At 61.6% G+C, this 24993-nt stretch carries 24 protein-coding genes; 14 read left to right on the top strand and 10 right to left on the bottom strand.

Annotated elements, in window-relative coordinates; translation table 11 throughout:
- Nucleotides 1-85 precede the first annotated feature (85 nt).
- Together amn and JN524_RS21075 are read left to right on the top strand one after the other, a co-directional pair.
- Nucleotides 86-1585, top strand: a complete 1500-nt coding sequence (gene amn / locus JN524_RS21080) for an AMP nucleosidase (RefSeq protein ID WP_167734182.1) — start codon at nucleotides 86-88, stop codon at nucleotides 1583-1585.
- Nucleotides 1586-1657: 72 nt separating this feature from the next.
- Nucleotides 1658-2293, top strand: a complete 636-nt coding sequence (locus JN524_RS21075) for a pseudouridine synthase (RefSeq protein ID WP_123588889.1) — start codon at nucleotides 1658-1660, stop codon at nucleotides 2291-2293.
- Here the strand turns inward: JN524_RS21075 and JN524_RS21070 are convergent.
- Both JN524_RS21070 and JN524_RS21065 read right to left on the bottom strand, forming a co-directional pair.
- On the bottom strand, nucleotides 2288-2497 hold the full coding sequence (locus tag JN524_RS21070) for a DUF2788 domain-containing protein (protein ID WP_003228500.1): 210 nt from the start codon (nucleotides 2495-2497) through the stop codon (nucleotides 2288-2290). The genes JN524_RS21075 and JN524_RS21070 overlap by 6 nt on opposite strands.
- A 220-nt stretch (nucleotides 2498-2717) precedes the next feature.
- Complete coding sequence (locus tag JN524_RS21065; RefSeq protein ID WP_007909658.1) at nucleotides 2718-3197, bottom strand: Lrp/AsnC family transcriptional regulator; 480 nt, start codon at nucleotides 3195-3197, stop codon at nucleotides 2718-2720.
- Nucleotides 3198-3651: 454 nt separating this feature from the next.
- On the opposite strand from JN524_RS21065, the gene JN524_RS21060 reads away from it, so the two are divergent.
- Nucleotides 3652-4692 carry a DUF6515 family protein gene (locus JN524_RS21060; RefSeq protein ID WP_202370582.1) on the top strand — a complete coding sequence of 347 codons (1041 nt, stop codon included), beginning with the start codon at nucleotides 3652-3654 and terminating at the stop codon, nucleotides 4690-4692.
- Here JN524_RS21060 and JN524_RS21055 read toward each other — a convergent pair.
- On the bottom strand, nucleotides 4686-5594 hold the full coding sequence (locus JN524_RS21055; RefSeq protein WP_134787396.1) for a cation diffusion facilitator family transporter: 909 nt from the start codon (nucleotides 5592-5594) through the stop codon (nucleotides 4686-4688). The two genes, JN524_RS21060 and JN524_RS21055, sit on opposite strands and share 7 nt — an antisense overlap.
- A gap of 9 nt (nucleotides 5595-5603) precedes the next feature.
- Nucleotides 5604-6023, bottom strand: a complete 420-nt coding sequence (locus JN524_RS21050) for a hypothetical protein (protein WP_025108718.1) — start codon at nucleotides 6021-6023, stop codon at nucleotides 5604-5606.
- Between the two features lie 109 nt (nucleotides 6024-6132).
- On the opposite strand from JN524_RS21050, the gene hrpB reads away from it, so the two are divergent.
- Nucleotides 6133-8652, top strand: a complete 2520-nt coding sequence (gene hrpB, locus JN524_RS21045; protein ID WP_202370581.1) for an ATP-dependent helicase HrpB — start codon at nucleotides 6133-6135, stop codon at nucleotides 8650-8652.
- Between the two features lie 82 nt (nucleotides 8653-8734).
- On the opposite strand, the gene JN524_RS21040 is transcribed toward hrpB, so the two are convergent.
- Nucleotides 8735-9649, bottom strand: a complete 915-nt coding sequence (locus tag JN524_RS21040; RefSeq protein WP_202370580.1) for a LysR substrate-binding domain-containing protein — start codon at nucleotides 9647-9649, stop codon at nucleotides 8735-8737.
- A gap of 222 nt (nucleotides 9650-9871) precedes the next feature.
- Between JN524_RS21040 and JN524_RS21035 the strand changes: the two genes are divergently transcribed.
- From JN524_RS21035 to JN524_RS21020, 4 genes are all read left to right on the top strand, one after another.
- Nucleotides 9872-11362 (top strand): aldehyde dehydrogenase family protein, encoded by a 1491-nt coding sequence (locus tag JN524_RS21035; RefSeq protein WP_202370579.1) that lies wholly within the window; start codon nucleotides 9872-9874, stop codon nucleotides 11360-11362.
- 339 nt (nucleotides 11363-11701) lie between these two features.
- Complete coding sequence (locus tag JN524_RS21030; protein WP_202370578.1) at nucleotides 11702-12688, top strand: ABC transporter substrate-binding protein; 987 nt, start codon at nucleotides 11702-11704, stop codon at nucleotides 12686-12688.
- 9 nt (nucleotides 12689-12697) lie between these two features.
- Nucleotides 12698-13501, top strand: a complete 804-nt coding sequence (locus tag JN524_RS21025) for an ABC transporter permease (RefSeq protein ID WP_202370577.1) — start codon at nucleotides 12698-12700, stop codon at nucleotides 13499-13501.
- On the top strand, nucleotides 13489-14325 hold the full coding sequence (locus tag JN524_RS21020; RefSeq protein WP_202370576.1) for an ABC transporter ATP-binding protein: 837 nt from the start codon (nucleotides 13489-13491) through the stop codon (nucleotides 14323-14325). The genes JN524_RS21025 and JN524_RS21020 overlap by 13 nt, the downstream gene beginning before the upstream one ends.
- Nucleotides 14326-14441: 116 nt before the next feature.
- Here the strand turns inward: JN524_RS21020 and JN524_RS21015 are convergent, their stop codons facing one another.
- Both JN524_RS21015 and JN524_RS21010 read right to left on the bottom strand, forming a co-directional pair.
- Nucleotides 14442-15521 carry an endonuclease/exonuclease/phosphatase family protein gene (locus JN524_RS21015; protein WP_202370575.1) on the bottom strand — a complete coding sequence of 360 codons (1080 nt, stop codon included), beginning with the start codon at nucleotides 15519-15521 and terminating at the stop codon, nucleotides 14442-14444.
- A gap of 74 nt (nucleotides 15522-15595) precedes the next feature.
- Nucleotides 15596-16270 (bottom strand): YciC family protein, encoded by a 675-nt coding sequence (locus JN524_RS21010; RefSeq protein ID WP_202370574.1) that lies wholly within the window; start codon nucleotides 16268-16270, stop codon nucleotides 15596-15598.
- Nucleotides 16271-16448: 178 nt separating this feature from the next.
- On the opposite strand from JN524_RS21010, the gene JN524_RS21005 reads away from it, so the two are divergent.
- The 3 genes from JN524_RS21005 to JN524_RS20995 all read left to right on the top strand — a co-directional run bounded on the left by JN524_RS21005 (nucleotide 16449) and on the right by JN524_RS20995 (nucleotide 18577).
- Nucleotides 16449-17207: a DUF2076 domain-containing protein gene (locus JN524_RS21005; protein WP_202370573.1), complete on the top strand. Its 759-nt coding sequence runs from the start codon at nucleotides 16449-16451 to the stop codon at nucleotides 17205-17207.
- A 244-nt stretch (nucleotides 17208-17451) separates the two neighbouring features.
- Entirely contained in the window at nucleotides 17452-17931 is a 480-nt protein-coding gene (locus JN524_RS21000; RefSeq protein WP_007963710.1) for a LabA-like NYN domain-containing protein, read from the top strand.
- A 40-nt stretch (nucleotides 17932-17971) separates the two neighbouring features.
- Nucleotides 17972-18577 (top strand): 3'-5' exonuclease, encoded by a 606-nt coding sequence (locus tag JN524_RS20995; RefSeq protein WP_027612872.1) that lies wholly within the window; start codon nucleotides 17972-17974, stop codon nucleotides 18575-18577.
- Between the two features lie 124 nt (nucleotides 18578-18701).
- Here the strand turns inward: JN524_RS20995 and JN524_RS20990 are convergent, their stop codons facing one another.
- Entirely contained in the window at nucleotides 18702-19154 is a 453-nt protein-coding gene (locus tag JN524_RS20990; protein WP_047602574.1) for an Lrp/AsnC family transcriptional regulator, read from the bottom strand.
- Nucleotides 19155-19317: 163 nt separating this feature from the next.
- Between JN524_RS20990 and yedA the strand changes: the two genes are divergently transcribed.
- Together yedA and JN524_RS20980 are read left to right on the top strand one after the other, a co-directional pair.
- The gene (yedA, locus tag JN524_RS20985; RefSeq protein ID WP_098965752.1) at nucleotides 19318-20259 is read left to right on the top strand and encodes a drug/metabolite exporter YedA; all 942 of its coding nucleotides are present in this window, start codon (nucleotides 19318-19320) and stop codon (nucleotides 20257-20259) included.
- Nucleotides 20260-20324: 65 nt separating this feature from the next.
- A complete protein-coding gene (locus tag JN524_RS20980) occupies nucleotides 20325-21668 on the top strand; it encodes a DEAD/DEAH box helicase (RefSeq protein WP_202370572.1) in 1344 nt (447 codons plus the stop codon).
- Between the two features lie 136 nt (nucleotides 21669-21804).
- On the opposite strand, the gene JN524_RS20975 is transcribed toward JN524_RS20980, so the two are convergent.
- Nucleotides 21805-23049, bottom strand: a complete 1245-nt coding sequence (locus JN524_RS20975) for a TIGR03862 family flavoprotein (protein WP_202370571.1) — start codon at nucleotides 23047-23049, stop codon at nucleotides 21805-21807.
- Nucleotides 23050-23329: 280 nt separating this feature from the next.
- Entirely contained in the window at nucleotides 23330-24250 is a 921-nt protein-coding gene (locus tag JN524_RS20970) for a histone deacetylase family protein (protein WP_202370570.1), read from the bottom strand.
- 82 nt (nucleotides 24251-24332) lie between these two features.
- Between JN524_RS20970 and JN524_RS20965 the strand changes: the two genes are divergently transcribed.
- Complete coding sequence (locus JN524_RS20965) at nucleotides 24333-24902, top strand: GNAT family N-acetyltransferase (protein WP_202370654.1); 570 nt, start codon at nucleotides 24333-24335, stop codon at nucleotides 24900-24902.
- The last annotated feature ends 91 nt before the right edge of the window (nucleotides 24903-24993 follow it).

The following is a 24993-nucleotide window of genomic DNA, read 5'->3' as shown; positions in this document are numbered from 1 at the left end:
AGCTCCTACAAGGGACCGTGTGTGACCCACATATTGTGCGGTTGCCAACATGCCACTGTTCCCGTGAGACCACGATGCAGGCAAGATGAAGCTCTGCAAGTCAGAACACAGGAAGCTGATCGTGACCGAAGCGTTTATTGTCGTTCAAACCGCCGAACAAGCCGTGGATCGTCTGGCCGAGCTGCATGAGCGGGCCACCACTGCGCTCAACTCGGCGCTCAAGCGTTACCTCAAGGATCGCGTCGAGCCTGACGCCGAACAGCGTGCCCTGTTTCGTTATCCCGAACTGCGTCTGACCTACCTGTGTCAGGGCGAAGTCCCACAGACCACCCGCGCCTACGCCAAGGTGCAACTGCCGGGCACCTACAGCGTCACCGTCACCCATCCCAAGGCGTTCCGCAAATACCTGCTGGAACAACTGGTGCCGTTGATGCACGACTTCACCGTGACTGTGGAAGTCGGTGTCAGCCAACAGAACATTCCGTACCCGTACGTGGTCGAGCAGGGCGATGAGCTGGCCGGCTCCGGCGTTACCGCTGCGGTGCTGGCGCGGGTGTTCCCGAGTACCGATCTGTCGGCCGCCACCGATGGCATTGCCGACGGTCTCTACGACTGGGAAAACACCGATCCGCTGCCACTGGCGCTGTTCGATGCCGCGCGCGTCGACTTTTCCCTGCGTCGTCTGGTGCACTACACCGGCAGCGACTGGCGGCATGTGCAGCCGTGGATTCTGCTGACCAACTATCACCGCTACGTCGACCAGTTCATCGTTCATGGCCTGGAACAACTGCGCAACGACCCGCGTTTCGTGCGCATGGTGCTGCCGGGCAACGTGATCATCGAGAAGGGCATGGATCACGGCGAAGCGTCGGCGATTGCCGCCGGCGTGGTCTGGCACCGCTACCAGATGCCGGCCTATCACCTGATCGCCAATGACGGCCACGGTGTGACCCTGGTCAACATCGGCGTCGGCCCGTCCAACGCCAAGAACATCACCGACCACCTGGCGGTGCTGCGCCCGCATTGCTGGCTGATGATCGGTCACTGCGGCGGGCTGCGTCAGTCGCAGACCATCGGCGACTACGTGCTGGCTCATGCCTACATGCGTCGCGACGGGATTCTCGACCGCGTGGTGCCGCCGAACATTCCGATCCCGGCACTGGCGGAAGTGCAACTGGCGCTGCAACAAGCCGCGGCCAATATCACCGGCGAGAAGGGCGAGGAGCTGAAAAAGCGTCTGCGTACCGGCACCGTGCTGACTTACGACGACCGTAACTGGGAACTGCGTTGGGCGCAGGAACGTCCGCTGATCAACCTGTCCCGCGCCGTGGCGGTGGACATGGAAAGCGGCACCATCGCCGCCCAGGGTTATCGTCTGCGGGTGCCGTACGGCACGTTGCTGTGCGTCTCGGACAAACCGCTGCACAGTGAAATCAAGCTGCCGGGTTCGGCCAACGCGTTCTACGAGCGCGCGGTCAGCCAACACTTGAAGATCGGCATCGCGGCGGTGGATCTGCTGCGCACCGAACTCAACTCGCTGCACTCGCGCAAACTGCGCAGCTTCGACGAACCGCCGTTCCGCTAACGGTTAGTCGTGGTCATTTGGCGGTCGGGGCACTAGCATTAGCAGCCCTGATCGCTAAATGTCTGTTCTCTTATGTCCCGTCCCCCGCGCCCACCTTCCCGCCGTCCCGGTGCGAAGCCATCCTCCTCGGCTCCACGTCGTGTCGCCAAAGCGCCGCCGGCCGAGCCGAAGTTGATCCTGTTCAACAAACCGTTCGATGTGCTGACGCAGTTCAGCGACGAAGGCGGGCGGGCGACGCTCAAGGATTACATTGACGTGCCCGGTATCTATCCGGCCGGACGCCTTGATCGCGACAGCGAAGGCTTGTTGTTGCTGACTAATGACGGCCAGTTGCAGGCGCGCATCGCTGATCCGAAACACAAACTGGCGAAGACTTACTGGGTGCAGGTCGAAGGCGTGCCGACAGGCGAGCAGTTGCAGCGTCTGCGCGAAGGTGTCGAGTTGAATGACGGCAAGACTTTGCCTGCCGAGGCGCGGCAACTGGAGGAACCTGAACTGTGGCCACGCAATCCGCCGGTACGCTTTCGCAAAAGCGTGCCGACCAGTTGGCTGGAGTTGGTGATTCGTGAAGGGCGCAACCGTCAGGTACGACGTATGACCGCAGCGGTGGGGCTGCCGACGTTGCGGCTGGTGCGGGTACGGATTGGCGACTGGACGCTAGAAGGGCTCGATCAGGGCCAATGGAAAGAAGTGCCGGCGCGGTTATAGAGCGCCGGATTCGATCAGGCCGATCACCACACTCTTGATGATGAACGCAGCCACGCCCAGGCCCAGGACGAAGAACAGAATGAACGAGCCGAAACGCCCGGCCTTGGACTTCTTCGCCAGATCCCAGACGATGAAACCCATGAAAATGATCAGGATGCTGACCAGGCCAGTCATCATCCACTCTTCGAATACTGCAGGATCCATCGGGCATCTCCGGCGCGCGCAGGGCTGAAAGGGCTGGGCGATTATACGCCGAGAGGTATTGAGGGCGCATTGACCTGTGTCGGTGTGCCGCACCTCTACCACGCGCCCCCGTGTAGGAGCTGCCGAAGGCTGCGATCTTTTGATCTTGATCTTGATCTTGATCTTGAAAAGCAAAATCAAAAGATCGCAGCCTTCGGCAGCTCCTACAGGGGAGTGCAGATTAGCTGCGTAGATGAGTCAGCGGCAGTTCGGTGCTGTTGAGCACTTGATTGAGCACAAAGCTCGAACGCACGCTGGTCACCCCTTCAATCCGGGTCAGATGCCCCAGCAACAGCTTCTGATAGTGATCCATGTCCGGCACCACCACTTTCAACTGATAGTCGGCATCCACACCCGTCACCAGACTGCACTCCAGCACCTGCGGCAAGGTGCGGATCGCCGCTTCGAAGTTCTCGAAACGCTCCGGGGTGTGCCGGTCCATGCCGATCAGTACGTAGGCGGTCAGGCTCAGGCCGAGCATCTTGCGATCAAGCAGGGCGACCTGGCGCGAGATGTAGCCGTCGTCCTCCAGTTGCTTGACCCGGCGCGAGCAGGGGGAGGGTGACAGACCGATGCGCTCGGCCAGTTCCTGGTTGGAGATGCGGGCGTCGCGCTGCAATTCCGCCAAAATACTCAGGTCGTAACGGTCGAGTTTGCTCATGAATCAGTCCTTGGTTGTAACTATTGCGGCGGATTATCTATCCAGGGTTAAAAATTGCGCAAGCAGTGTTTATTTGAGCAATCTTCGCAATCCTCTGTCGCGCCTTGCGGCCTATTCTTATCACCAGAATCACTGCTCGGTAATACAGTCCACTGCGGCCCGCCCAATCAGGCCCGCCGCGGCCGCCACCCCCACCGGGGATGTGCCGGCCCCCGAGCTGCACACTGTCCAGAAGACGGCGTGAGGTGAGCCGACGTCAAAAGCGTCGAGCCAGGACGAAGTTCTCTAGAGGGAGGCCGACGGGTCTCCCTTTTTCTTGTCCGCGATTTTTGTGCCTCGATGCACAGCCTTCCTCAATAAATAAGTTTCGTGACTGATAACCTGTCGCAGAACCCGGTGTGCGTATTCCCGGTCTTAGCTACAAGCCCTCTTGATACCCGCAGTGAGGAAAAGCATGAAGTCGCGCATCTGGCGTCTGGCCGGTGTTGGTTTGCTGTGTGTGAGCGTCGGTGCACAAGCGCTGGCCGACGAGCCACAGAATCGTGGCCCCGAGAATAACGGGCACGGTGGTGAGCATCAGGGCAATCAGGGCCGTGGCGGCGATCATCAGCCACGCGGGCAGAACAATCCGCCGCCGCAAAATCAGCCGCGGCCGCAGAACAACGAAATCATTCGGGGCGACAACAGTCGCCAGTTCGAGCACAACGGCCAGCAGCACAACAATGGCCAATGGCAGAACCAGAACCGCGCGCCCAATCAGCCCGCTCCGGTGCATCAGGCGCCACCGTCGAACAACCTGCCGATCCAGCCACGGCCCGACACCGTGCGCCAGACTCAGGAACCGCGCCAGGGTTATTACCGTGACGAGCGGCCGCAGAATGGTTACCACAACCAGCAATGGCAAACCGGCAACCGGCCCAATGACAATCGCTGGCCGGGTCGCCCGGACGGGCATGGCAACGGTTGGGGTCCAGGCCCGCAATACCGCCCGGGGCATGTGATCGACCGCTTCCCGGATCGCGAATACCGCGTGCCGTATCGCGGCCAGGATTACTTCTATTCCGGCGGCTACTGGTATCGCCCGCAAGGCCCGCGCTACATCGTCGTGCAGCCGCCACGAGGGATTCGCACCCAGTATCTGCCGGACTATGCCCGTGAAGTGTGGATCGGCGGTGCGCTGCTGTTCCTCGCTGCCGGTTCCTACTATGCGTATCAGGAAGCCACTCAGGATTACGTCGTAGTCGAACCCCCGGTGCAGCAACCGCCGCAACCGCAGCCGCAATCCCAGGGTTATGACGTCGAGGCCTATCCGGCCAACGGTCAATCGCCGGAACAGGTGCAGCAGGACGGTTATCAGTGCTACCAATACGCCGTGCAGCAGAGCGGTTTCGACCCGCGTACCGCGACCTATCAACCAGCGCCTGAAGTGGTGCAGGCTTACCGTCAGGCTCAGGGCAACTGCCTGAGCAGTCGCGGTTATCAGGTGTCTTACTGAATCCGGGTTTGCGCCCGTTCGGTCTTGACCACTTCCTGCGGGTCGGCGTGCACCAGCACTTCGGCTCGCGGGTAGGCGGCGTGAATCGCATCCGCCGCCTGATCGCTGATGCCGTGAGCCACTGACAAGGTCAGCTCTCCCGGCAACTCCAGATGCAACTGCACGAACCAGTGGTTGCCTGAAATCCGCGTGCGCAAATCATGCGCGCCCAGTACGCCGGGTACGCCGCAGGCCAGTTCGAGCATGTGCTGACTGACGTCCGCCGGCAACTCTTCATCCATCAGCACCGAAAAACTTTCCCGGGCGATCTGGATCGCACTCCACAAAATGTACCCGGCAATCCCCAGACCGAACCATGCATCGAGCTGATGAAAGCCCATGCCGGCGAGGATCAGCGCAATCAGAATGCTGCCGTTGAGCAGCATGTCCGAACGGTAGTGCAGCGAGTCGGCGCGCACGGCGTTGGAGCCGGTCTGCTTGATCACCCGATGTTGCAGCGTCAGCAACGCGGCGGTCAGCAGCAGCGAGAACACGATCACGCCGATGCTCAGCCACGGCGCGCCGAGCGGCTCCGGTTGCTTGATGCGTTCATACGCCTGGAACGCAATCAGCACCGCACTGCCACCGATGAACAGCGCCTGCGCCATGCCCGCCAGCGATTCGGCCTTGCCGTGGCCGTAACGGTGATCGTCATCGGCCGGACGCAGCGCGTAATGCACCGCCAGCAGATTGAGCAGCGAAGTGACGCCATCCAGCGCCGAGTCGGTGAGGCCGGCGAGCATGCTCACCGAGCCGCTCAGCCACCAGGCGATGGCTTTGGCGATGATCAGCGTGCAGGCCACCGCCACCGAAGCGCGGGTTGCCAGCCGCAGCAGGCGGGCGTGTTCGGGGCTGGTGGTCATGTGATTTCCTTATGCGGCGGGTTGCAGGCCAAACATCGCCAGTTGTTGCGTGCTGCCCTTGTGCTGGATCAGGCGTGGATCGTCCAGCGGCAGATTGCGGCCCAGTTCTGTTTCGAGAATAGCCTGCAACTTGAGGTTATCGACCTGACCGTCCGGGCCGATGGCTTGTTTGAGTTTGGCCGGATCGACCTGAGCGGTGTGGCCCGGTTCGAAATAGATCGCACCGGTGGTGAAGTCGACCGCGAACGCGATCAGCCCTGGAATCACGTAGAACAGCAGGCCCACGGCGTCGAGCACGGCAATCGCCGGGTCGATCTTGCCGTCGATCTGACCGCGACGGTCCGGATAGAAAATCGAACCGCAGGCCGTGAGTTGAGTGAGCAGGGTGGCGACCAGTACACCGCCGATCAGGCGAGAAGGTAAGCGCATGGAAAATCTCCTGAGTCATCTATTAACGAAGCTTCGTCTTGTGAAGTTAAGACCCTGACGAACACCTCGCAGTTCGCCGTTATACTCGCGCCTCTGTTTGGGAGCCAGCATGATTTCTTTGCCGATCGATGAAGTTTTACCCGCCCTGCGTGAAGCCTTGGCGACACGCCACGAAGCCGTGCTCGAAGCACCGCCCGGCGCCGGTAAAACCACCCGCGTGCCTTTGGCCTTGCTCGATGAAGCGTGGCTGGCCGGGCAGACCATTCTGATGCTCGAACCACGGCGTCTCGCCGCGCGAGCCGCTGCCGAACGGTTGGCCAGCGAACTTGGTGAGAAGGTCGGTGAAACCGTCGGTTATCGCATCCGCCTCGACAGCAAGGTCGGGCCCGATACCCGTATCGAAGTGGTCACCGAAGGCATTCTCACCCGGCGTCTGCAGGATGATCCGGCGCTGGAAGGCGTCGGTCTGCTGATCTTCGACGAATTTCACGAACGCAGTCTTGATGCCGATCTGGCCTTGGCCCTGAGTTTGAACGGTCGTGAACTGTTCCGCGCTGAACAGCCGCTGAAGATTCTGCTGATGTCCGCCACGCTGGAAGGCGAGCGTCTGGCCGTGTTGCTGGATAACGCGCCGATCCTGCGCAGCGAAGGGCGCATGTACCCGGTGACGATGCGCTGGGGACGGCCGTTCCAGCCCGGCGAATACATCGACCAGCGCGTGACCCAGACCGTCCTCGAAGCGTTGCACGATGAAACCGGCAGCCTGCTGGTGTTCTTGCCGGGGCAGGCGGAAATCCGTCGTGTGCATCAGCAACTGAGCGATGCCATTGGCGAGCGTAAAGACGTATTGCTCTGTCCGTTGCACGGTGAACTGGACCTGAATGCCCAACGCGCTGCCATCGACCCGGCGCCGGCGGGCCAACGCAAAGTGGTGCTGGCGACCAACATCGCCGAGACCAGCCTGACCATCAACGGCGTGCGCGTGGTAATCGACGCCGGGCTGGCGCGAGTGCCGCGTTTCGACCCCGGCAGCGGCATGACCCGTCTCGATACGCAGCGTATTTCCAGGGCCAGCGCCACCCAGCGTGCGGGCCGGGCCGGACGTCTGGAACCGGGTGTGTGTTATCGCTTGTGGTCGCAGGATCAGCACGAGCAACTCGCGGCTTACGGCAGCGCCGAAATTCTGTCTGCGGATCTGGCGAGCCTGGCGCTGCAACTCGGACGCTGGGGCGTGACCCCGGGCGAACTGGTCTGGCTCGATATTCCGCCGGCAGCAGCCTATGCCCAGGCGCAGGATTTGTTGCAGCGCCTGGGCGCACTCGAAGGCGAGGCGCTGACGTCCCACGGTCAGGCCATGGCCGAATTGCCGGCGCATCCGCGCATCGCCCATCTGTTGCTGCGCGGTCAGGCGTTGGGGCTGGCGCACATGGCCTGTGACGTAGCGGCGCTGCTCGGCGAGCGCGATATCCTGCGCGGCGCAGGGGCCGATCTGCACAGCCGTCTGGTGCTGCTCTGCGGCGAAGAACGCGCGGCGCGTGGTGCTCAGGGCGGCGTGCAGCGCGCCCGGCAACTGGCGCGGCAATATCGCGGTTACCTGCGCGGCAAGGCCAGCGCGCCGGTCAGCGATCCCGATCACCCGCGCTGGCTCGGTGCGCTGCTGGCGCTGGCCTACCCGGATCGCGTCGCCCAACAGCGGCGTGCCGGTGGCGCCGAATATCGTCTGGCCAATGGTCGCGCTGCGCTGTTCGCCGAAGCCGACAGCCTGATGAAGGAACCGTGGATCGTTATTGCCGACCTCGGCAGCCGTCAGGGCCAGCGTGAAGAACGGATTTACCTGGCGGCGGATTTCGATCCGGCGCTGTTCGATTCGGTACTCGCCGAGCAGGTGCATAACGTCGATCAACTGGACTGGGACGAGCGCGAAGGCGTGCTGCGCGCCGAGCGTCAGCGCAAGGTTGGCGAACTGATCCTCAGCCGCGAACCGTTGACCGGTCTCGACGAAGCGGCGCGCAGTCAGGCGCTGGTCAATCTGGTGCGACGCAAGGGGCTGGAGTTGCTGCCGTGGACCCCGGAGTTGCGCCAGTGGCAGGCACGGGTCGCGTTGCTGCGGCAACTGGATCTGAGTCATCAGGATGAAAGTCAGTGGCCGGATGTCAGCGACGCGACGTTGCTGCAAACCCTCGAACATTGGCTGATGCCTTACTTGGGCAAGGTCTCGCGGCTCAGCCATTTCGCCAATCTGGATCTGTCGAGTATCGTCCGCAATCTGCTGCCGTGGCCGCTGCCGCAGAAGCTTGATGAGCTGGCGCCACATCACATCAGTGTGCCGTCGGGGTCATCGATTCGTCTGGATTACGGCGAGTCTCCGCCGATTCTCGCGGTGCGTCTGCAGGAGTTGTTCGGCCTCGCCGAGACGCCGCGAATTGCCGGCGGCCGGCAAGTGGTCAAGCTGCACCTGTTGTCCCCGGCACGCCGGCCAGTGCAGGTGACGCAGGATCTGGCCAACTTCTGGCGCAGCACCTATGCCGAGGTGAAGAAGGATCTGAAGGGGCGGTATCCGAAGCACTATTGGCCGGATGATCCGTTGGTGGCCGAGGCCACGGCGCGGGCCAAGCCGCGCGGCACTTGAAAATCAAAGATCGCAGCCTGCGGCAGCTCCTATGGGGGACACAAAACCTGTAGGAGCTGCCGCAGGCTGCGATTTTTTGCTTCTAACTACGCACATTGCCCGTCAGTTGTTCCCGGCAATAATCGGCGAACAACTGCGCCGGTTTGGTCAGTTGCCCACGTTTGAGCCACGCCGCCACCAGCCCTGAACCGGTGACCTCTTCGGCAATGTCGACGCACACCACTTTCTTGCCGTCATAGGTGCATTCCGAATGGGGCCGGGTCACCAGGATCGAGAAACCGAAACCCTGACCGACCATGCCGCGCACCATCTCGATCGATGGCGAGCTGAATTCGATGCGCGGGGTCAGGCCCAGTTCTTCGAACAGGCTGACGAAGTAAGTCCGGCTTGGCTGCACATCGAGCAGAATCATCGGTTCCAGACAAAGATCGCGCAGCGATACTTGCTTGTACTCGGCGAAGCGATGATCGGCCGGGAGTAGCGCATACGGCCGTTGCGCCGGCATCAGCGGTTCGGTCTGGATGGTGGTATCGAGTTCGTGTTCGTAGAGGATCACAAGATCGAACGTACCCGAGGTCAGGCCTTGCACCAGCTCCTGCTGCTCGCCGTCGCGGATGCGGATTTTCACTCCTGGATACAACGCGGAAAACCCGGCGATCAATTGCGGCAGGTAAAGCGGCGCGACGGTTTCGAAGCAGCCGATGTCGATCTGCCCGGCGACGATGTCGTTATCGGCCAAAGCGTTCTGTTCGAACTCCCGGGCCATGCGCAACAGCTCCTGCGCCTTGCGAAAAAACCGTGCACCGCTCGGCGTCAGGGACACGCCCTGGGCGTGATGGCGGATCAGCAGTTGCACGGCGAAGCTGTCTTCCAGACCTTTGATCGCCGTAGAGATCGCCGGTTGCGCGATGTACAGCTTGCGCGAGGCTTCGGCAACGCTGCCGCATTCGACGGTAGTGATGAAGTATTTCAGCTGACGCAAATTGTAGGCGGCCACGGCAAACCTCAGGACGAGCGGACTCGACTTCCAAGCAATTTGTGCGCCGCCGCGTCCGCTGCGCGACGATGTTTTTGTCCTTGAACAGTAGTCACCCACAGCGGTTTTGGGGAAACCGATTGAGCAGTTTTTTCATTGCCAGCGAAGACATTTTTACTAATTTTCGCCCGTCCGGGCCTGCGCCACCATCGACTGCACAATAACGTCCAAGGAGCATTCGACGTGTTCGAACTTGCAGAGTGGCAGCGCCAGGCCGGTGCCTTGAAGTTTCCCGATCGAGCCGTGATCAACGGCCAGCACTGCGCCGCGCAATCGGGGCAGACTTTCGCCGCGATCAACCCCGCTACCGGCCAGTTGCTGGCCAATGTCGCGGCGTGTGGCGAGGCGGAGGTGGACGCGGCGGTGCGGAACGCGCGACACGTGTTCGAGGCTGGCAGCTGGGCGCAACGCCCGCCCGCCGAGCGCAAGCAAGTGCTGCTGCGCCTGGCCGAGCTGTTGATGGAGCATCGTCAGGAGCTGGCCCTGCTCGATTCGCTGAACATGGGCAAACCGGTGATGGACGCCTATAACATTGATGTGCCGGGCGCCGCCGGGGTGTTTCGCTGGTACGCCGAAAGCATCGACAAACTCTACGACCAGATCGCCCCCGGCGCCGCGAATGTGCTGGCGACCATCACCCGTGAAGCACTGGGCGTGGTGGCTGCCGTGGTGCCGTGGAATTTTCCGTTGGACATGGCCGCGTGGAAGCTCGCGCCAGCGCTGGCGGCGGGTAACTCAGTGATCCTCAAACCGGCCGAACAATCACCGTTTTCCGCGTTGCGTCTGGCCGAACTGGCGCTGGAAGCCGGGCTACCGGCGGGTGTGCTCAACGTGTTGCCGGGGCTGGGTGAACAGACCGGCAAAGCCTTGGGCCTGCACCCGGATGTCGATTGCCTGGTGTTCACCGGCTCGACCCAGGTCGGCAAATATTTCATGCAGTACTCGGCGCAATCCAACCTCAAACAGGTGTGGCTGGAGTGCGGCGGCAAGAGTGCCAATCTGCTGTTCGCTGACTGTCGCGATCTGGATCTGGCGGCGGAAAAAGCCGCGTTCGGGATCTTCTTCAATCAGGGCGAAGTGTGCTCGGCCAACTCGCGGTTGCTGGTCGAACGTTCGATTCACGATGAGTTTGTCGAACGTCTGAAAGCCCAGGCCGAGCGCTGGCTGCCGGGGGATCCGCTCGATCCGCAGAGTCGTGCCGGGGCGATTGTCGATCAGCGGCAGACGGCGAGCATCATGCGCGCCATTCGCGGTGCCGAGCAGGCGGGTGCGAGCCTTGTGTGTGGTGGTGAGCAACGGCGCTTCAATGGCTCGGACAACTTCATCGAACCGACGATTTTCACTGGCGTCAGTGCCGACATGCCGCTGTTTCGCGAAGAGGTGTTCGGCCCGGTGCTGGCGGTGGTGCCGTTCGATGATGAAGACGAGGCGGTGCGTCTGGCCAACGACAGCGTGTATGGGCTGGCGGCGTCGCTGTGGACCGATGATCTGCATCGCGCACACCGCGTGGCGCGACGGTTGCGGGCCGGTACGGTGTCGGTGAATACCGTCGATGCGCTCGACGTGACGGTGCCGTTTGGTGGTGGCAAGCAATCGGGCTTCGGTCGCGATCTGTCGCTGCATTCGTTCGACAAATACACCCAGTTGAAAACCACCTGGTTTCAATTGCGCTGATTGCGGTTGATTCAAAAGCAAAGATCGCAGCCTTCGGCAGCTCCTACAGGGTTCAATGTCGCCCTGTGTAGGAGCTGCCGAAGGCTGCGATCTTTTGCTTTCAAAGCTGTGCACCATCTCCGCTCGGGGCGCGCTTTTACGGTGCACCCTAAGCAGTTTTTTCATCATTTGCAGCCAACAATTTCCTGATTTTCCTCAGCCCGCACATGGGCCACCATCGATCTTGCCAGCCCGGTGTTTCCCGCCAGAGTCCAGCAGAGACCGCAGCGTGAATTCACATCATCGGGGACGGCCGTACTGCCCATGACAAAACTAAATCAACAGCGTCGGGAGTGCTCCATGATCAAGTCCTTGTGTATCCGTCTCACCCATCCTCTGGCGATCACCGCCCTGGCCGCCACGGTCGCGACTGGCGCCCAGGCCGGCACCCTGTCCATCGGCCATACCACCTGGGTTGGCTATGGCACGCTGTATCTGGCCCAGAACCTGGGCTACTTCAAGGAAAACGGCCTGACCGTCGAATTGCCGGTGGTCGAAGAAGCTTCGATGTACATGGCCGCCCAGGCCTCTGGACAACTGTCCGGCTCGGCCTCGACCATCGACGAAGTGCTCAAGTACCGTCCGCAGTTCTGCTTCAAGGCTGTGGCGGCGCTGGATGACAGCCATGGTGGCGACGGTGTGCTGGTGGGCAAGGACGTGAAGTCGTTGCAGGAGCTCAAGGGCCAGGCGGTGGCCGTCAACGAAGGTTCGACCTCACAGTTCTGGCTGTCGTACTTGCTGAAAAAGAACGGCATGAAAATGAGCGACATCACCGTGCAGAACATGACTGCCGACGATGCCGCCACTGCATTCATCGCCGGTCGTGTGCCGGCCGCCGTGACTTGGGAACCGCATCTGTCGATGGTCCGCGACAAGCAGCAGGGCAAGGTGCTGATCGACAGTAGCAGCACGCCCGGGGTGATCGTCGATGTGGTGGCGCTCAACTGCAGCGTCATCGAAAAACAGCCGCAGGACGTCAAGGCGCTGGTCGCCGGTCTGTACAAAGCGGTCAAGTACACCCAGGAACACCCGGACGAGGCCTACGCGATCATGGCCAAAGGCGTCGGCGGTTACCTTTCCGATCCGAAGGAGCTGGCCGCTGCCGCCAAGGGTGTGCGTTTCTACGATCAGGCCATGAGCGAAAAGCTCCTTGGCTCGCCGGGCAAACCGGGTGACAGCGCCGCACTGATCAAACTCGCCAACGAAACCGCCAGCGAGCTGCAAGGCAAACCCTACAACGTCAGCCACGACGAGCTGGTCGACAACCGTTTCGTCAGCCCGCTCTAGGAGGTCAGCATGTTCAAGCGCAAATCATGGCTGAGCCGCTGCCTGACGCCCAAGACCGGTTTGCCGGTGCCAGTGGTGTGGAGCGCCAGCGGTCTGGCCTGGGTGCTGTTGGTCGGCCTGTGGGCCGGGCTGTCCTACGGCGGCATCGTCCCGGGGATGTTTTTACCAACGCCCGGCGCAGTGGTTGGAGCGGCGGTGCGTCTGAGTCGCGACGGCACTCTCGGCACCCATGTGTGGGCCAGTGTCGAAGTGGTGATGGTCGGGTTCATCGTGTCGTCGCTCGTGGCGGTGCCGCTGGGCTTATTGATGGGCAGTTTTCGCATCGTCCAGGCGTTCCTCGAACCGCTGGTCAACTTCATTCGCTACCTGCCAGTGACCTCGTTCGTGCCACTGTTCATCCTGTGGATCGGCATCGGTCTGGAGCAGCGGGTGTCGGTGATCATCTTCGGCGTGTTCTTCCAGCAACTGGTGATGATCGCGGATGTGTCCAAGGGCATCTCCAAGGACCTGATCAACGCCTCTTATACGCTCGGTTCCAACCGCCGCGACGCGGTGGTGCATGTGATCGCCCCGGCCTCGGTGCCCGGCGTGCTCGACACCTTGCGCGTGACCATGGGCTGGGCCTGGACTTATCTGGTGGTGGCCGAACTGGTTGCGGCGTCGAGCGGCCTCGGTTACCTGAGTCTGAAAGCCATGCGCGGTTTCCAGGTCGACGTGATTTTCCTCGCCATCGCGATCATCGGCCTGCTGGGGCTGGTCACCGATCAATTGTTCCGCTTTCTCCGCTTGAGGGTTGCCGCATGGGCTCAATAACTGCCGCCAATCATCGCATCATCGAACCGCGGGCAGCAGCGCCGCAAGCCGCGCCGCGCCTGCAGGTGGACAAGGTCAGCCTGCGCTACAAGAAGCCCGATGGCGGTACGTTCACTGCGCTGGAACAGGTGTCGTTCGAGGTGCCGGATCAGCAGTTCGCGGTGCTCGTCGGGCCGTCGGGCTGCGGCAAATCAAGTCTGTTATACCTGACCGCCGGACTGGCCGAGCCGACCTCCGGCGAGATCTACGTCGGTGGCCAGCAAGTGCAGGGCCCGGGTGCCGATCGCGGCATGGTGTTCCAGAGCTATACGCTGTTTCCGTGGCTGACGGTGCGGCAGAACGTCGAGTTCGGCCTCAAGCGGCGCGGCATGCCGGCGGCGCGGCGCAAGGAAATTGTCGATTTCTACGTCAATGAGGTCGGCCTCAGTGGCTTCGCCGACAGCTACGCCAAGCAACTGTCGGGCGGGATGATGCAGCGCGTGGCGATTGCCCGGGCGCTGGCCAATGATCCGCAGATCCTGCTGATGGACGAACCTTTCGGCGCGCTCGACAGCCAGACCCGTTTGCAGATGCAACAGTTGCTGCTGCGGGTCTGGGGCAACAGCAAGAAGACCGTGCTGTTCGTCACCCACGATATCGACGAGGCGATCCTGCTGGGCGACCGGGTCTATGTGATGGGCGCCAAACCGGGGCGGATCAAGCAGATCCTCGACGTGCCGATCGAACGTCCGCGCTCACTGGACATGGTCATGGAGCGCTCGTTTATCGACATGAAGCGCGAGATCTTCGGCTTGCTGCATGACGACCTTGAGGAAGTCCATTGATCACATGAGCCCCCTGTAGGAGCTGCCGCAGGCTGCGATCTTTTGATCTTGTTTTTTGAAGATCAACAGATCGCAGCCTCGTTTCACTCGACAGCTCCTACAGGGACAACTGCTGATCAGGGGGTGGCGGGCAGCAGGAACCGCGCAATTACCGGCAAATGATCGGAAATGCGCAACGTATCGTCCTGGCGCACCCGCGCTTCGACCCGTTTGATCTTCGGGCTGTAGAACAGGTAGTCGACCGTGCGATCCGGGCCATTAAGCCCGGGGGCGTTGGGGTAGTGGGTCAGCCAGTGGGCGCGGTCGATACCGCTGGCTTCGTTGTTGGTCGGGATCATCGGGTACTTGTCCCACAGCAGGTGTAACGCACTGTCGATCGAGTAGGGCGTGCGCTGCTCGGCGGGCAGGCGCTGATACTGGCCCAGTGGCAACAGATTGAAGTCGCCGCCGATCAGCCACGGCAGGCCCTGGCTTTCGTACTTGTCGAGCACCTTGGCCACCGCCGTCACTTGCGCCTGCAAGGTCTCGTCCGGTTGACTGGCGCGATCCAGATGGGTGTTGAACACCGTCAGTTGCCCGCCGTCGCTCAGTGGCAGTTTGGTGGCGAGCAGGGCGTCCTTGGGTTCGAACTGGCGGGAGATGAAATTCGCCGGCGGCACCGGCAATTGCAGGCGTTCGGCGTGTTCGATGCGGTAGCGGCTGAGGGTCGCCAGTTGCCGGCCGACGCTGCCGAAAATGTGCGGATCGGGGACAAAATCGGCCTTCCAGTCGAAGGCGTGAGCGCTGCACGGGTAGAGGTCGGTGACCCGTTCCTGCAGCAGCTTGAGCTGATTCTGGTAATCGCTGGCCTTGGCGTCGTCATCCAGCTCCTGCAGGAGCACTACGTCGGGTTGCTCGTCGCGGATCACCCGCGCCACTTCGTCGAGACTGAAGGCCATGTCTTCCCGGGACGGCGCTTCATCGGAGCCTTGGGCGAGATCGTTCCAGAACACGTAGCGCTTGCCCGCGAGGTATTGCACGTTCCAGGTCATGACTTTCAGCGCTTGCCCCGGCACCAGGGTCGGCGGCGTACCGGTGCAGGCGACCGGCAGGGTTTCCCGCGCGCCGGGGCGCCAGGTCAGGCTATAGAGCAGCCCGCCGATCAGGACGATGGCGAGCACAATCAGCAACAGGGTGTAGCGCAGCAGACGGGGCATGGCTCGGCTTATCGCGTTACAAAAGTGGCTCCGAGCATACCTGACCGCAGAGCCTTGGCCCAAGAGCCGCGAAGTCAGACTGCTCCGTTACGTTTGTCAGGCAATTTGCTGATCAGCATGAACAGGCGGAACAGCACCACACTGGTGAACAGCTGCAGGAAACTGTGCGCGCTGTCGATCAGTACCGCGATCAGCGGATTCTGCGGGTCGGGGTACGCCGCCAGGGTCGCGCCCTTGAGCAGCCACAACGGCCCCATCACACACAGAATGCACAGCAGGATCCGCCAGAAATGCCCACGGGTCAGGCGCAGACTTTCCTTCATCGCCTGCAACGGCCCCATACCGCGCAACACCAGCAGGTATTCAGCGAATGCGAGCATGACCATCAGCATCAGGCCTGGCAGGAAATACAGCGACAGCCCCAGCAGAATCAGCAAGGTATTGAGCGCGGTGAGCAGGGCGAAACGCGGCCACAGGCGCGCGGACATCGCCAGCAGGTCGAGGTTGCGCGGGGCTTCGCCACGGGTGCGGGCGTCGAGAAACAGGATCAGCGCGGCGGTGTACAGCGGATACACCAGTAGACCGACGACCACGCTGGCGGCGGAGAAACTGTCCGGGTCGGTGACGTGATCCACCACTTGCTGCAGCGCCGCCTCGAAGATCACCAGCGGCAGGCATAACTGCACGATGCTGGCCAGATGGCGTTTGAAAAAATACAGAGAGTCGCGCAGTACATCGAAGGCATTCATCAGTCGGTATCGCAGGTCGAAAACAGTGGCTCACTTTAACCGATGATGAGCGGGCCGACACAAACGTAAACATTCGGTAAAGGTCGTTGAAACATCCTGTCACTGCCTCCATTACAGAAGTGCGCCATGTCCACCGTGGACACGGGCAACGTTATCCCCGGCAATCTACGAGGTCGCCATGAACAGCGAAGAGCAAACCCTGATCGATGGACTGTTTTCCCGGCTGCAACAGGCCGAAACGGAGGCAGCCCCGCGCGACGCCCAGGCCGAGGCGCGGATCAAGGAACACCTGACCCGCCAGCCGGCGGCAGGTTATTTCATGACCCAGGCGATTCTGGTGCAAGAGGCGGCCATCAAGAGCCTCGACGAACAGAACAAGCAGCTGACCCAGCAAGTCCAGCAATTGCAGGCTGAACTGCAAGCGGCCAAGTCGCAGAGCGCAGCCCCGGCGCCAAGCGGCGGCGGTGGTTTCCTGTCGAGCATCTTCGGCAGTGGCAGCTCGCGTCCGGCTCCGACCCAGAGCGCTCCGGCGTCCACCGGTGGCTGGCGTGAACCGGCACCGCAGCAGAACTACGCTGCGCCGGCGCCACAACAGAACTATGCCGCACCACCGCCCAACTACGCGCAGCAAGCAGCCCCGGCCGCGGGCAGCAGCTTCCTCGGCGGCGCCCTGAAAACCGCTGCTGGCGTGGCCGGTGGCGTGATGCTGGCGCAGGGCATCAGCAGCCTGTTCCATCACAACCAGCAGCCCGAAGAAATCGTTGAAGTGATCAAGGAAGAGCCGGCGCAAGTGGCTGACCAGAGCGGCAACGATTGGGGCAATGACCAGCGTGTGGCCGATAACGGTTTCTCTGGCAATGACCAGGGCGGATTCACTGATACTGATTACAGCGATGACAACTCGTCGTTCTTCGATGACGACGATTCGTTCGTCTGAGTGATCAGCCGCCAGTATCAAACCTGTGGTGAGGGGATTTATCCCCGATGGGCAGCGCAGCGGCCCCGAAAATGGGACTGCTGCGCACTCCATCGGGGATAAATCCCCTCACCACAGTCCACCATCCGTCTGGAGTGGTGGGTCGATTATTCGCTCCACCTTCCTGTGGGCTGGCATACTGAGCGCCTTTTTCGGGCCTGGCGCCTGATCCCGCTTCGTGCGCTGAGCGCTCACAGGAATCCCGGTGAAAAAAATCGCAGTGTTCGCCGATGTGCAGAACCTCTACTACACCGTGCGTCAGGCCTATGGTTGCCATTTCAACTACGCCGCGCTGTGGGCTGACATTAGCAAACAAGGGCAGATCGTCGAGGCCTACGCCTACGCCATCGACCGTGGCGACAGCAAACAGCAGCAGTTCCAGCAGATCCTGCGCAACCTCGGTTTCACCGTGAAGCTCAAACCCTATATCCAGCGCAGCGACGGCTCGGCCAAGGGCGACTGGGACGTGGGCATCACCCTCGACATCATGGACGCCGCCGACCACGTCGACGAAATCGTCCTGGCCTCCGGTGACGGCGACTTCGACATGCTGCTCGAACGCATCATCAGCAAGCACGGCGTACAGGCAGTGGCCTATGGCGTGCCGGGCCTGACCGCCAACTCGCTGATCCGCGCCGCCAGCCGTTATGTGCCGATTGAAGGCGCACTGCTGTTGAAAAACTGAGCGTTGCTCAAGAATTGATTTGAACGGAGTTGAACCCGGTTTGGAACGCATTGCAGTCATCGACTTTGAAACTACCGGCCTGTCGCCGAACAGCAGCTGTCGCGCCACGGAAATCGCCGTGGTCATGCTGGAAAACGGCCGTATCGTCGAGCGTTACCAGAGCCTGATGAACGCCGGCGTGCGCGTTCCTGCGTTCATCGAACAACTGACCGGCATCAGCAACGCCATGTTGCGCAGTGCACCCTCGGCCGAGCGGGTCATGGAAGAGGTCAACGAATTCGTCGGCTGCACCCCGCTGGTGGCGCACAACGCCTCGTTCGACCAGAAGTTCTGGGATTTCGAGCTTGGGCGGATCAAACGCACTCGATTGCAGAACTTCGCCTGTTCGTTGCTGCTTGCCCGACGCCTGATGCCGGCGGCACCGAATCACAAGCTCGGCACGCTCACCACTTTCGCCCGCCTGCCACACACCGGCCAGGCGCACAGGGCGATGGCGGATGCGGAGATGGCGGCCAACCTGATGGCGCATCTCGCGGAAGAATTGCGTCACAAGCATGGGGTGCGTGAGCTGAACCATGACCTGCTGTGCAAACTGCAGAAAGTCCCGGCGGCCAAAGTCAGCGAGCATCTACAGCGCTACCGCTGATCCCGAGACCAACACAGAACCTTTGTAGGAGCTGCCGAAGGCTGCGATCTTTTGATCTTGCTTTTAAAAGTCAAAAGATCGCAGCCTTCGGCAGCTCCTACAGTGGATTTGTGGTTGGCCCGAATTATTTGCCGTTGGCTTCGATATGGCTCAACGGCACGCGCTTCTCGATCGCGCTCGACAGCACAATCGAGGTCTTGCTGAAGCCAAACTTCGCCACCCGATTGATCAGCTCTTCCAACTCCGTCATCGAACCCACCGCACCCTTCATCATCACGCACGGATCGCCCGTTACTCGAAAGCATTCGGTCAGTTGCGGGATTTTCACCAGTTCGTCGTAGACCTTCTGGCTGCCGTTCTGGTGCAGGCGCAATTCGATCATGCACTGGATCGGCAAGCCGATTTTCGACAGGTCGATGTTCGCCTGATACCCGGTGATCACTCCGGCGGCTTCAAGCTTGGCCACGCGCTCGGCCACTGCCGGGGCGGACAGGTTCACTTTGCGCGCCAGATCGGCGTAGGACGCACGCCCGTTTTCCAACAGGGCGCTGAGCAGCATGCGGTCGTATTTGTCCAAGGCCGGACTCCTGAAATTGCCAGACTTTCGAAATCGCAGTTTATCCCGTCGATCTCCGTTGTTTCAAAAGTGTACCGGCGCGATAAACAGGTTTTGTAGCTTATTTTTGCTCGCGGGCCTTTCTAGAATAATTCACACCCTGCCTCTGACTGTCGAGCTGCCCATGCCTGCCTTGCGCCGTTTTTCCTTGCCGTTGATCGCCGCGTTTTTCGCGCTGTATGTGATTTGGGGATCAACCTATCTGGTGATCCGCCTCGGCGTCGAATACTGGCCACCACTGATGCTCGGCGGGGTGCGATTCGTGATTGCCGGCAGCCTGATGTACGCCTTCCTGCGCTGGCGCGGGGCACCGGCGCCGACCTGGGCGCAATGGAAAGCGGCGGGGATCATCGGGATTCTGCTGCTCAGTTTCGGTAACGGCGCGGTCAGTGTCGCCGAGCATACTGGCGTGGCTTCCGGTGTGGCGGCACTGGCGGTGGCGACGGTGCCGTTGTTCACCTTGCTCTTCGGCTATTTCTGGGGCGCGCGTAATACCCGCCTCGAATGGGCCGGGGTGGCGTTGGGAATTGTCGGCATCGCCATGCTCAACATGGGTTCCAACCTGCAATCGAGCCCGCTGGGCGCGGCGCTGCTGATTTTTGCGGCGGCGACTTGGGCGTTCGGCTCGGTGTGGAGCAAACACCTGCCGCTGCCGCAAGGGGCAATGGCCAGTGCCGTGGAGATGCTGGTGGGTGGCGTGGTGCTGTTGATCGGCAGCGCAGTGAGCGGCGAACACCTGCAAGCCTTGCCGCCGATGGAAGGCTGGCTGGCCTTGGGTTATCTGATCTTCTTCGGGTCGATCATCGCCTTCAATTCCTACATGTACCTGCTCAAACACGTGCGTCCGGCGGCGGCCACCAGTTACGCCTACGTCAACCCGGCGGTGGCGGTGTTGCTGGGGATCGTGTTTGTCGGCGAGACCATCGGCATGGAAGAAGCGCTGGCGATGCTGGTGATCATCAGTGCCGTGGTGCTGATCGGTCTGCCGCAGTGGCGGCGGCCGGCGCAGCCGCTCGTCGTGGAGACGCCGAAGACCGCCATTCCAGCAGAGCAACGTGTGAATTAGGGTAAACTGCGCGCCATTGCACCCTTGTTTTGCGCAACCGCGCTGATTTTTCCTACGGTACTCCCATGACTTTCGCCACCCTTGGCCTGATCGAACCCTTGCTGCGCTCCCTCGAGAAGCTCGGCTACCAGACTCCAACGCCCGTCCAGGCGCAAGCCATTCCGGCCGTTCTGGCCGGTCGCGACCTGATGGCTGCGGCCCAGACCGGCACCGGCAAGACCGCCGGTTTCGCCTTGCCGCTGCTGCAGTTGCTGGCCATGGAAGGGCCGAAAGTGGCCGCCAATTCGGCGCGTGCACTGATTCTGGTGCCGACCCGCGAGCTGGCGGAGCAGGTTCATGAGTCGGTGCGCCAATACGCTGAAAACCTGCCATTGCGCACGTATGCGGTGTACGGCGGCGTCAGCATCAACCCGCAGATGATGAAGCTGCGCGGCGGCGTTGATGTGCTGGTCGCCACGCCTGGTCGCCTGATCGACCTGTTCCGCCAGAACGCGTTGAAACTCGATCAGTTGCAAACTCTGGTGCTCGACGAAGCCGACCGCATGCTCGACCTGGGCTTCTCCGAAGAACTGGCGAACATTTACCGCATGTTGCCGAAGAAGCGCCAGACGCTACTGTTCTCCGCGACCTTCTCCGATGACATCCGCCTGCTGGCCGGGCAGCTGCTCAACGATCCGCTGAGCATTGAGGTCAGCCCGCGCAACGTCGCGGCCAACACCGTCAAGCAGTGGGTGGTGACGGTAGACAAGAAGCGCAAGCCGGAACTGTTCGTGCACCTGATGCGCAAGAACAAGTGGAAGCAGGTGCTGGTGTTCGCCAAGACCCGCAACGGCGTGGATGCGCTGGTGGAAAAACTCCAAGGCCTCGGTGTAAACGCCGACGGCATCCATGGCGACAAACCGCAGGCGACCCGTCAGCGTGCGCTGGATCGTTTCAAACTCAGCGAAGTGCAGATTCTGGTGGCGACCGACGTCGCTGCCCGTGGTCTGGATATCGAAGATTTGCCGCTGGTGGTCAACTTCGACCTGCCGATCGTCGCCGAGGATTACATCCACCGCATCGGTCGTACTGGCCGTGCGGGCGCGACGGGCGAGGCGATCTCGCTGGTGTGCGCGGATGAAGTGAACATGCTTTCGGCAATCGAGATGCTCACGCGTCAGACCCTGAAGCGTCAGAACGAGCCGGATTTCGAACCTGAGCACCGCGTGCCGGATACCGATGCCAGCGGTCAGGTGATCAAGAAGCCGAAGAAACCGAAAAAGCCGAAGACGTCCGGCGGCGGCGGTGGCGGCAAGCGCAATCTGGGCAAGTGGGTCGACAGTGGCGAAACCCAGGCGCCGGAGCCGTCGATCAAGCCTGTGCGTAAAGTGCCGGTGTTCAATACCGGGCCGCGTAAGCGCAAGCCTTGAAGTGATGCGGCGTCTGTGAGGACGCCTTCGCTCGTCAATTGGGAATGCTTTTCCTGTAGGAGCTGCGGCACGCTGCGATCTTTTGATCTTGTTTTTACCGATCAAAAGATCGCAGCCTCGTTTCACTCGTCAGCTCCTACAGGGTTTTGTGCTGCAGCCACTCCAGCAAACCAATCCCCGCCGCCCGCCCGCTGGCAAAACACCCGGTCAGCAGATAGCCGCCTGTCGGCGCTTCCCAATCGAGCATTTCCCCCGCACAGAACACCCCCGGCAACGCCTTGAGCATCAAGCGCTCATCCAGCGCTTCGAACGTCACGCCGCCGGCACTGCTGATGGCTTCGTCCAGCGGACGGGTTTTCACCAAGGTCAGCGGCAACGCCTTGATCGCCCGCGCCAACAACGCCGGATCAGCGAAGGTTGCTGCGTCAGTCAATTCACGCAACAACGCCGCTTTCACCCCATCAATTCCGACCTGACTGTGCAGATGCTTGGCCATCGAGCGTGAACCGCGTGGCTTGCTCAACGCTGCCTGCAATTTATCCACAGGTCGGCCGGGCAACAGATCGATGTGCACCGTGGCTGAACCCTGCGTATTGATCGCCTCGCGAATCGGTGCCGACAGCGCATAGATCAGGCTGCCTTCGACCCCGGTTGCGGTAATCACGCATTCGCCCAAGCGCGGGATATCGTCGTTCAAACCGATGGCGACATTTTTCAGCGGTGCGCCGGCGAATTTGCTGACAAGGAACTCGCTCCAGGCCTGCACTTCGAAGCCACAATTGCTTGGTTGTAACGGCGCCAGCCCTACGCCTTTTTGTTCCAGAGGCAGCATCCACGCGCCATCCGAACCCAGCCGCGACCAACTGCCACCGCCGAGGGCGAGCAGGGTGGCGTCGGGTTTGACGGTGATTTCGCCGTCGGGGCTGGCGATGCGCAGCGCATCGTGTTCATCCCAGCCGAGCCAGCGATGGCGGGTGTGGATAACCACGCCGCTGTCGCGCAGGCGTTTGAGCCAGGCGCGCAGCAGCGGCGCGGCTTTCATGTCGGTGGGGAACACTCGGCCGGAGCTGCCGATGAAGGTCTCGATCCCCAGATCATGAATCCAGCAGCACAACGCGTCGGCGTCGAAGCCGCGCAGCAAGGGCGCGATCTGTGGCGCGCGTTCGGCGTAGCGCGCGAGGAACGCCGGATAAGGCTCGGAATGGGTGATGTTCATGCCGCCGACTCCGGCCAGCAGGAACTTGCGCCCCACCGACGGCATGCCGTCGTACAGATCGACACGCACGCCGGCCTGGCTCAGCACTTCGGCGGCCATCAGGCCGGCGGGGCCACCGCCGATGATGGCGACGTGAGCGGGGTGGGGGGCGGAGTTCTGGGTCATGGCGTGCGCTGCGGTATGGCGGGATAAGGCGCGCATTCTAACAGCCGGGATCCGTGTAGGAGCTGCCGCAGGCTGCGATCTTTTGATCTTGGCCTTGAGAAAACAGAGATTAAAAGATCGCAGCCTGCGGCAGCTCCTACAGGGGGATCGACGGTAAATCTGGTGGCCTGGTTAAAAAACAACCATCGCGCTGTACACCGTGTTCGCTGCGGGCTGTAGTGCCTTTCGCTCAGGTTATCCACAGGCCGTTCCACAGCCATTGTGGGTAACGCAGCACAGCTTAGTGACAACCGTGTGACGTCCAGACCCGTTGCGCGCTGTGATGCAGGATGCCGTGGCGGCGGGCGAGGGCGTGGCGATCCTTGCTGTAGCCACCGCCGATCACGCCAACCACCGGAATGTCGCGGCCCAGGCAATGGCGCATCACGCTTTCATCGCGGGCGGCCACGCCTTCGTCTGTCAGCTGCAGATAACCGAGGGCGTCGTCCTTGTGCACATCGACCCCGGCGTCGTACAGCACCAGATCCGGTTGATAAAGCGGCAGCAGGTAGTTGAGCGTGTCATCCACCACTTTCAGATAATCGGCATCGCCCATGCCGTTGGGCAGCGGAATGTCCCAGTCGCTTTCGGCCTTGCGTGCAGGAAAATTCTTCTCGCAGTGCAGGGAAACGGTAATGGCCTCTGGGGTGTCATGCAGGATCCGTGCGGTGCCGTCGCCCTGATGCACGTCGCAATCGAAGATCAGCACCCGGTTCACCCGACCGCTTTGCAGCAGGTAATGGCTGATGATCGCCAGGTCGTTGAAGATGCAGAACCCGGCCGGGTAGTCGTAGTGGGCGTGATGGGTGCCGCCGGCGAGGTGACAGGCCAGACCATGCTCCAAGGCTTTTTCTGCCGCCAGAATCGAGCCGCCAACTGCGCGCACCGTGCGCCGCGCCAGTGCTTCGTTCCACGGCAGGCCGAGGCGCCGCTGGTCTTCGCGGGACAACTCGCCGCTCATGTAACGTTCGATATAGCGACGGTCATGCGCCAGGGCGAGGATGTCGTTGGGGCAGATCTCGGGACGCAGCAGGTCGGCGTCGCGGGTCAGGCCGCTGTCGACCAGGTGGTCGCGCAGCAAGCGGAATTTGTCCATCGGAAAGCGGTGATCCGCCGGAAACTCGGGGCTGTAGTCTTCGTGGTAGATCAGCGGCAGGGGCATGGCAACTTCATGTAGGAACGATGGAAAGAGTGAACGATCCTACCAGCGATGTAGACTGGCGGCATGGAAATGGAGGGGCATGATGGAGCCGATTCAGCAACTCGAAAGCGCACGCCTGCTGATGCGTCAGTGGCGCGACGAGGATTTGCCGGCATTTGCGGCGATGTGTGCCGATCCGCAGGTGATGCGCTACTTTCCGGCCCCGCTCAGCCGTCTCGAAAGTGCGTCGATGATCGGCCGGGTGCGCGGGCATTTTGCCGAGCACGGTTTCGGTCTGTGGGCGCTGGAGCGCAAGGACAGCGGTGCGTTCATCGGTTTCACTGGCCTGGGTGTGGTCGGTTTCGATGCGCCGTTCACCCCGGCGGTGGAAATCGGCTGGCGTCTGGCCCGCGAGCATTGGGGGCTGGGCTATGCCAGTGAGGCGGCTTGGACGGCATTGCGCGCAGGTTTTGATCGGCTGGGGCTGAAGGAAATCGTGTCTTTCACCGCCCAGAGCAATCTGCCGTCGGAGAAAGTCATGCAGGCGATTGGCATGCAGCACGATCCGGCCGATGATTTCGATCACCCCAAACTTGCCGTCGATCACCCGTTGCGCCGGCATCTGTTGTACCGCATTACCAGGGAGCAATGGCTGCAGACCTTGCATGGCTAAGCCGACACGGACGTTTACAATGGCGCGACAATGGCTCGCGCCAGAACCTGAATGGGCCGCCGCAGCCAAGACTGCGCGGCATAGCGTTGTG

The sequence above is a fragment of the Pseudomonas sp. MWU318 genome, assembly GCF_016756945.1.
GTDB classification, from domain to species: Bacteria; Pseudomonadota; Gammaproteobacteria; order Pseudomonadales; family Pseudomonadaceae; genus Aquipseudomonas; species Aquipseudomonas putida_A.
This window is presented reverse-complemented; position numbering and strand designations above follow the sequence as displayed.

Coding starts and splice junctions, on each gene's coding strand:
- yedA (WP_098965752.1), top strand. CDS start 19,318: ATGCCTGCCTTGCGCCGTTTTTCCTTGCCGTTGATCGCCGCGTTTTTC.
- JN524_RS20965 (WP_202370654.1), top strand. CDS start 24,333: ATGGAGCCGATTCAGCAACTCGAAAGCGCACGCCTGCTGATGCGTCAG.
- JN524_RS21065 (WP_007909658.1), bottom strand. CDS start 3,197: ATGAGCAAACTCGACCGTTACGACCTGAGTATTTTGGCGGAATTGCAG.
- JN524_RS21010 (WP_202370574.1), bottom strand. CDS start 16,270: ATGAATGCCTTCGATGTACTGCGCGACTCTCTGTATTTTTTCAAACGC.
- JN524_RS21060 (WP_202370582.1), top strand. CDS start 3,652: ATGAAGTCGCGCATCTGGCGTCTGGCCGGTGTTGGTTTGCTGTGTGTG.
- JN524_RS21030 (WP_202370578.1), top strand. CDS start 11,702: ATGATCAAGTCCTTGTGTATCCGTCTCACCCATCCTCTGGCGATCACC.
- JN524_RS21070 (WP_003228500.1), bottom strand. CDS start 2,497: ATGGATCCTGCAGTATTCGAAGAGTGGATGATGACTGGCCTGGTCAGC.
- JN524_RS21015 (WP_202370575.1), bottom strand. CDS start 15,521: ATGCCCCGTCTGCTGCGCTACACCCTGTTGCTGATTGTGCTCGCCATC.
- JN524_RS20975 (WP_202370571.1), bottom strand. CDS start 23,049: ATGACCCAGAACTCCGCCCCCCACCCCGCTCACGTCGCCATCATCGGC.
- JN524_RS21020 (WP_202370576.1), top strand. CDS start 13,489: ATGGGCTCAATAACTGCCGCCAATCATCGCATCATCGAACCGCGGGCA.
- amn (WP_167734182.1), top strand. CDS start 86: ATGAAGCTCTGCAAGTCAGAACACAGGAAGCTGATCGTGACCGAAGCG.
- hrpB (WP_202370581.1), top strand. CDS start 6,133: ATGATTTCTTTGCCGATCGATGAAGTTTTACCCGCCCTGCGTGAAGCC.
- JN524_RS21025 (WP_202370577.1), top strand. CDS start 12,698: ATGTTCAAGCGCAAATCATGGCTGAGCCGCTGCCTGACGCCCAAGACC.
- JN524_RS21050 (WP_025108718.1), bottom strand. CDS start 6,023: ATGCGCTTACCTTCTCGCCTGATCGGCGGTGTACTGGTCGCCACCCTG.
- JN524_RS20970 (WP_202370570.1), bottom strand. CDS start 24,250: ATGCCCCTGCCGCTGATCTACCACGAAGACTACAGCCCCGAGTTTCCG.
- JN524_RS21075 (WP_123588889.1), top strand. CDS start 1,658: ATGTCCCGTCCCCCGCGCCCACCTTCCCGCCGTCCCGGTGCGAAGCCA.
- JN524_RS21055 (WP_134787396.1), bottom strand. CDS start 5,594: ATGACCACCAGCCCCGAACACGCCCGCCTGCTGCGGCTGGCAACCCGC.
- JN524_RS20980 (WP_202370572.1), top strand. CDS start 20,325: ATGACTTTCGCCACCCTTGGCCTGATCGAACCCTTGCTGCGCTCCCTC.
- JN524_RS21005 (WP_202370573.1), top strand. CDS start 16,449: ATGAACAGCGAAGAGCAAACCCTGATCGATGGACTGTTTTCCCGGCTG.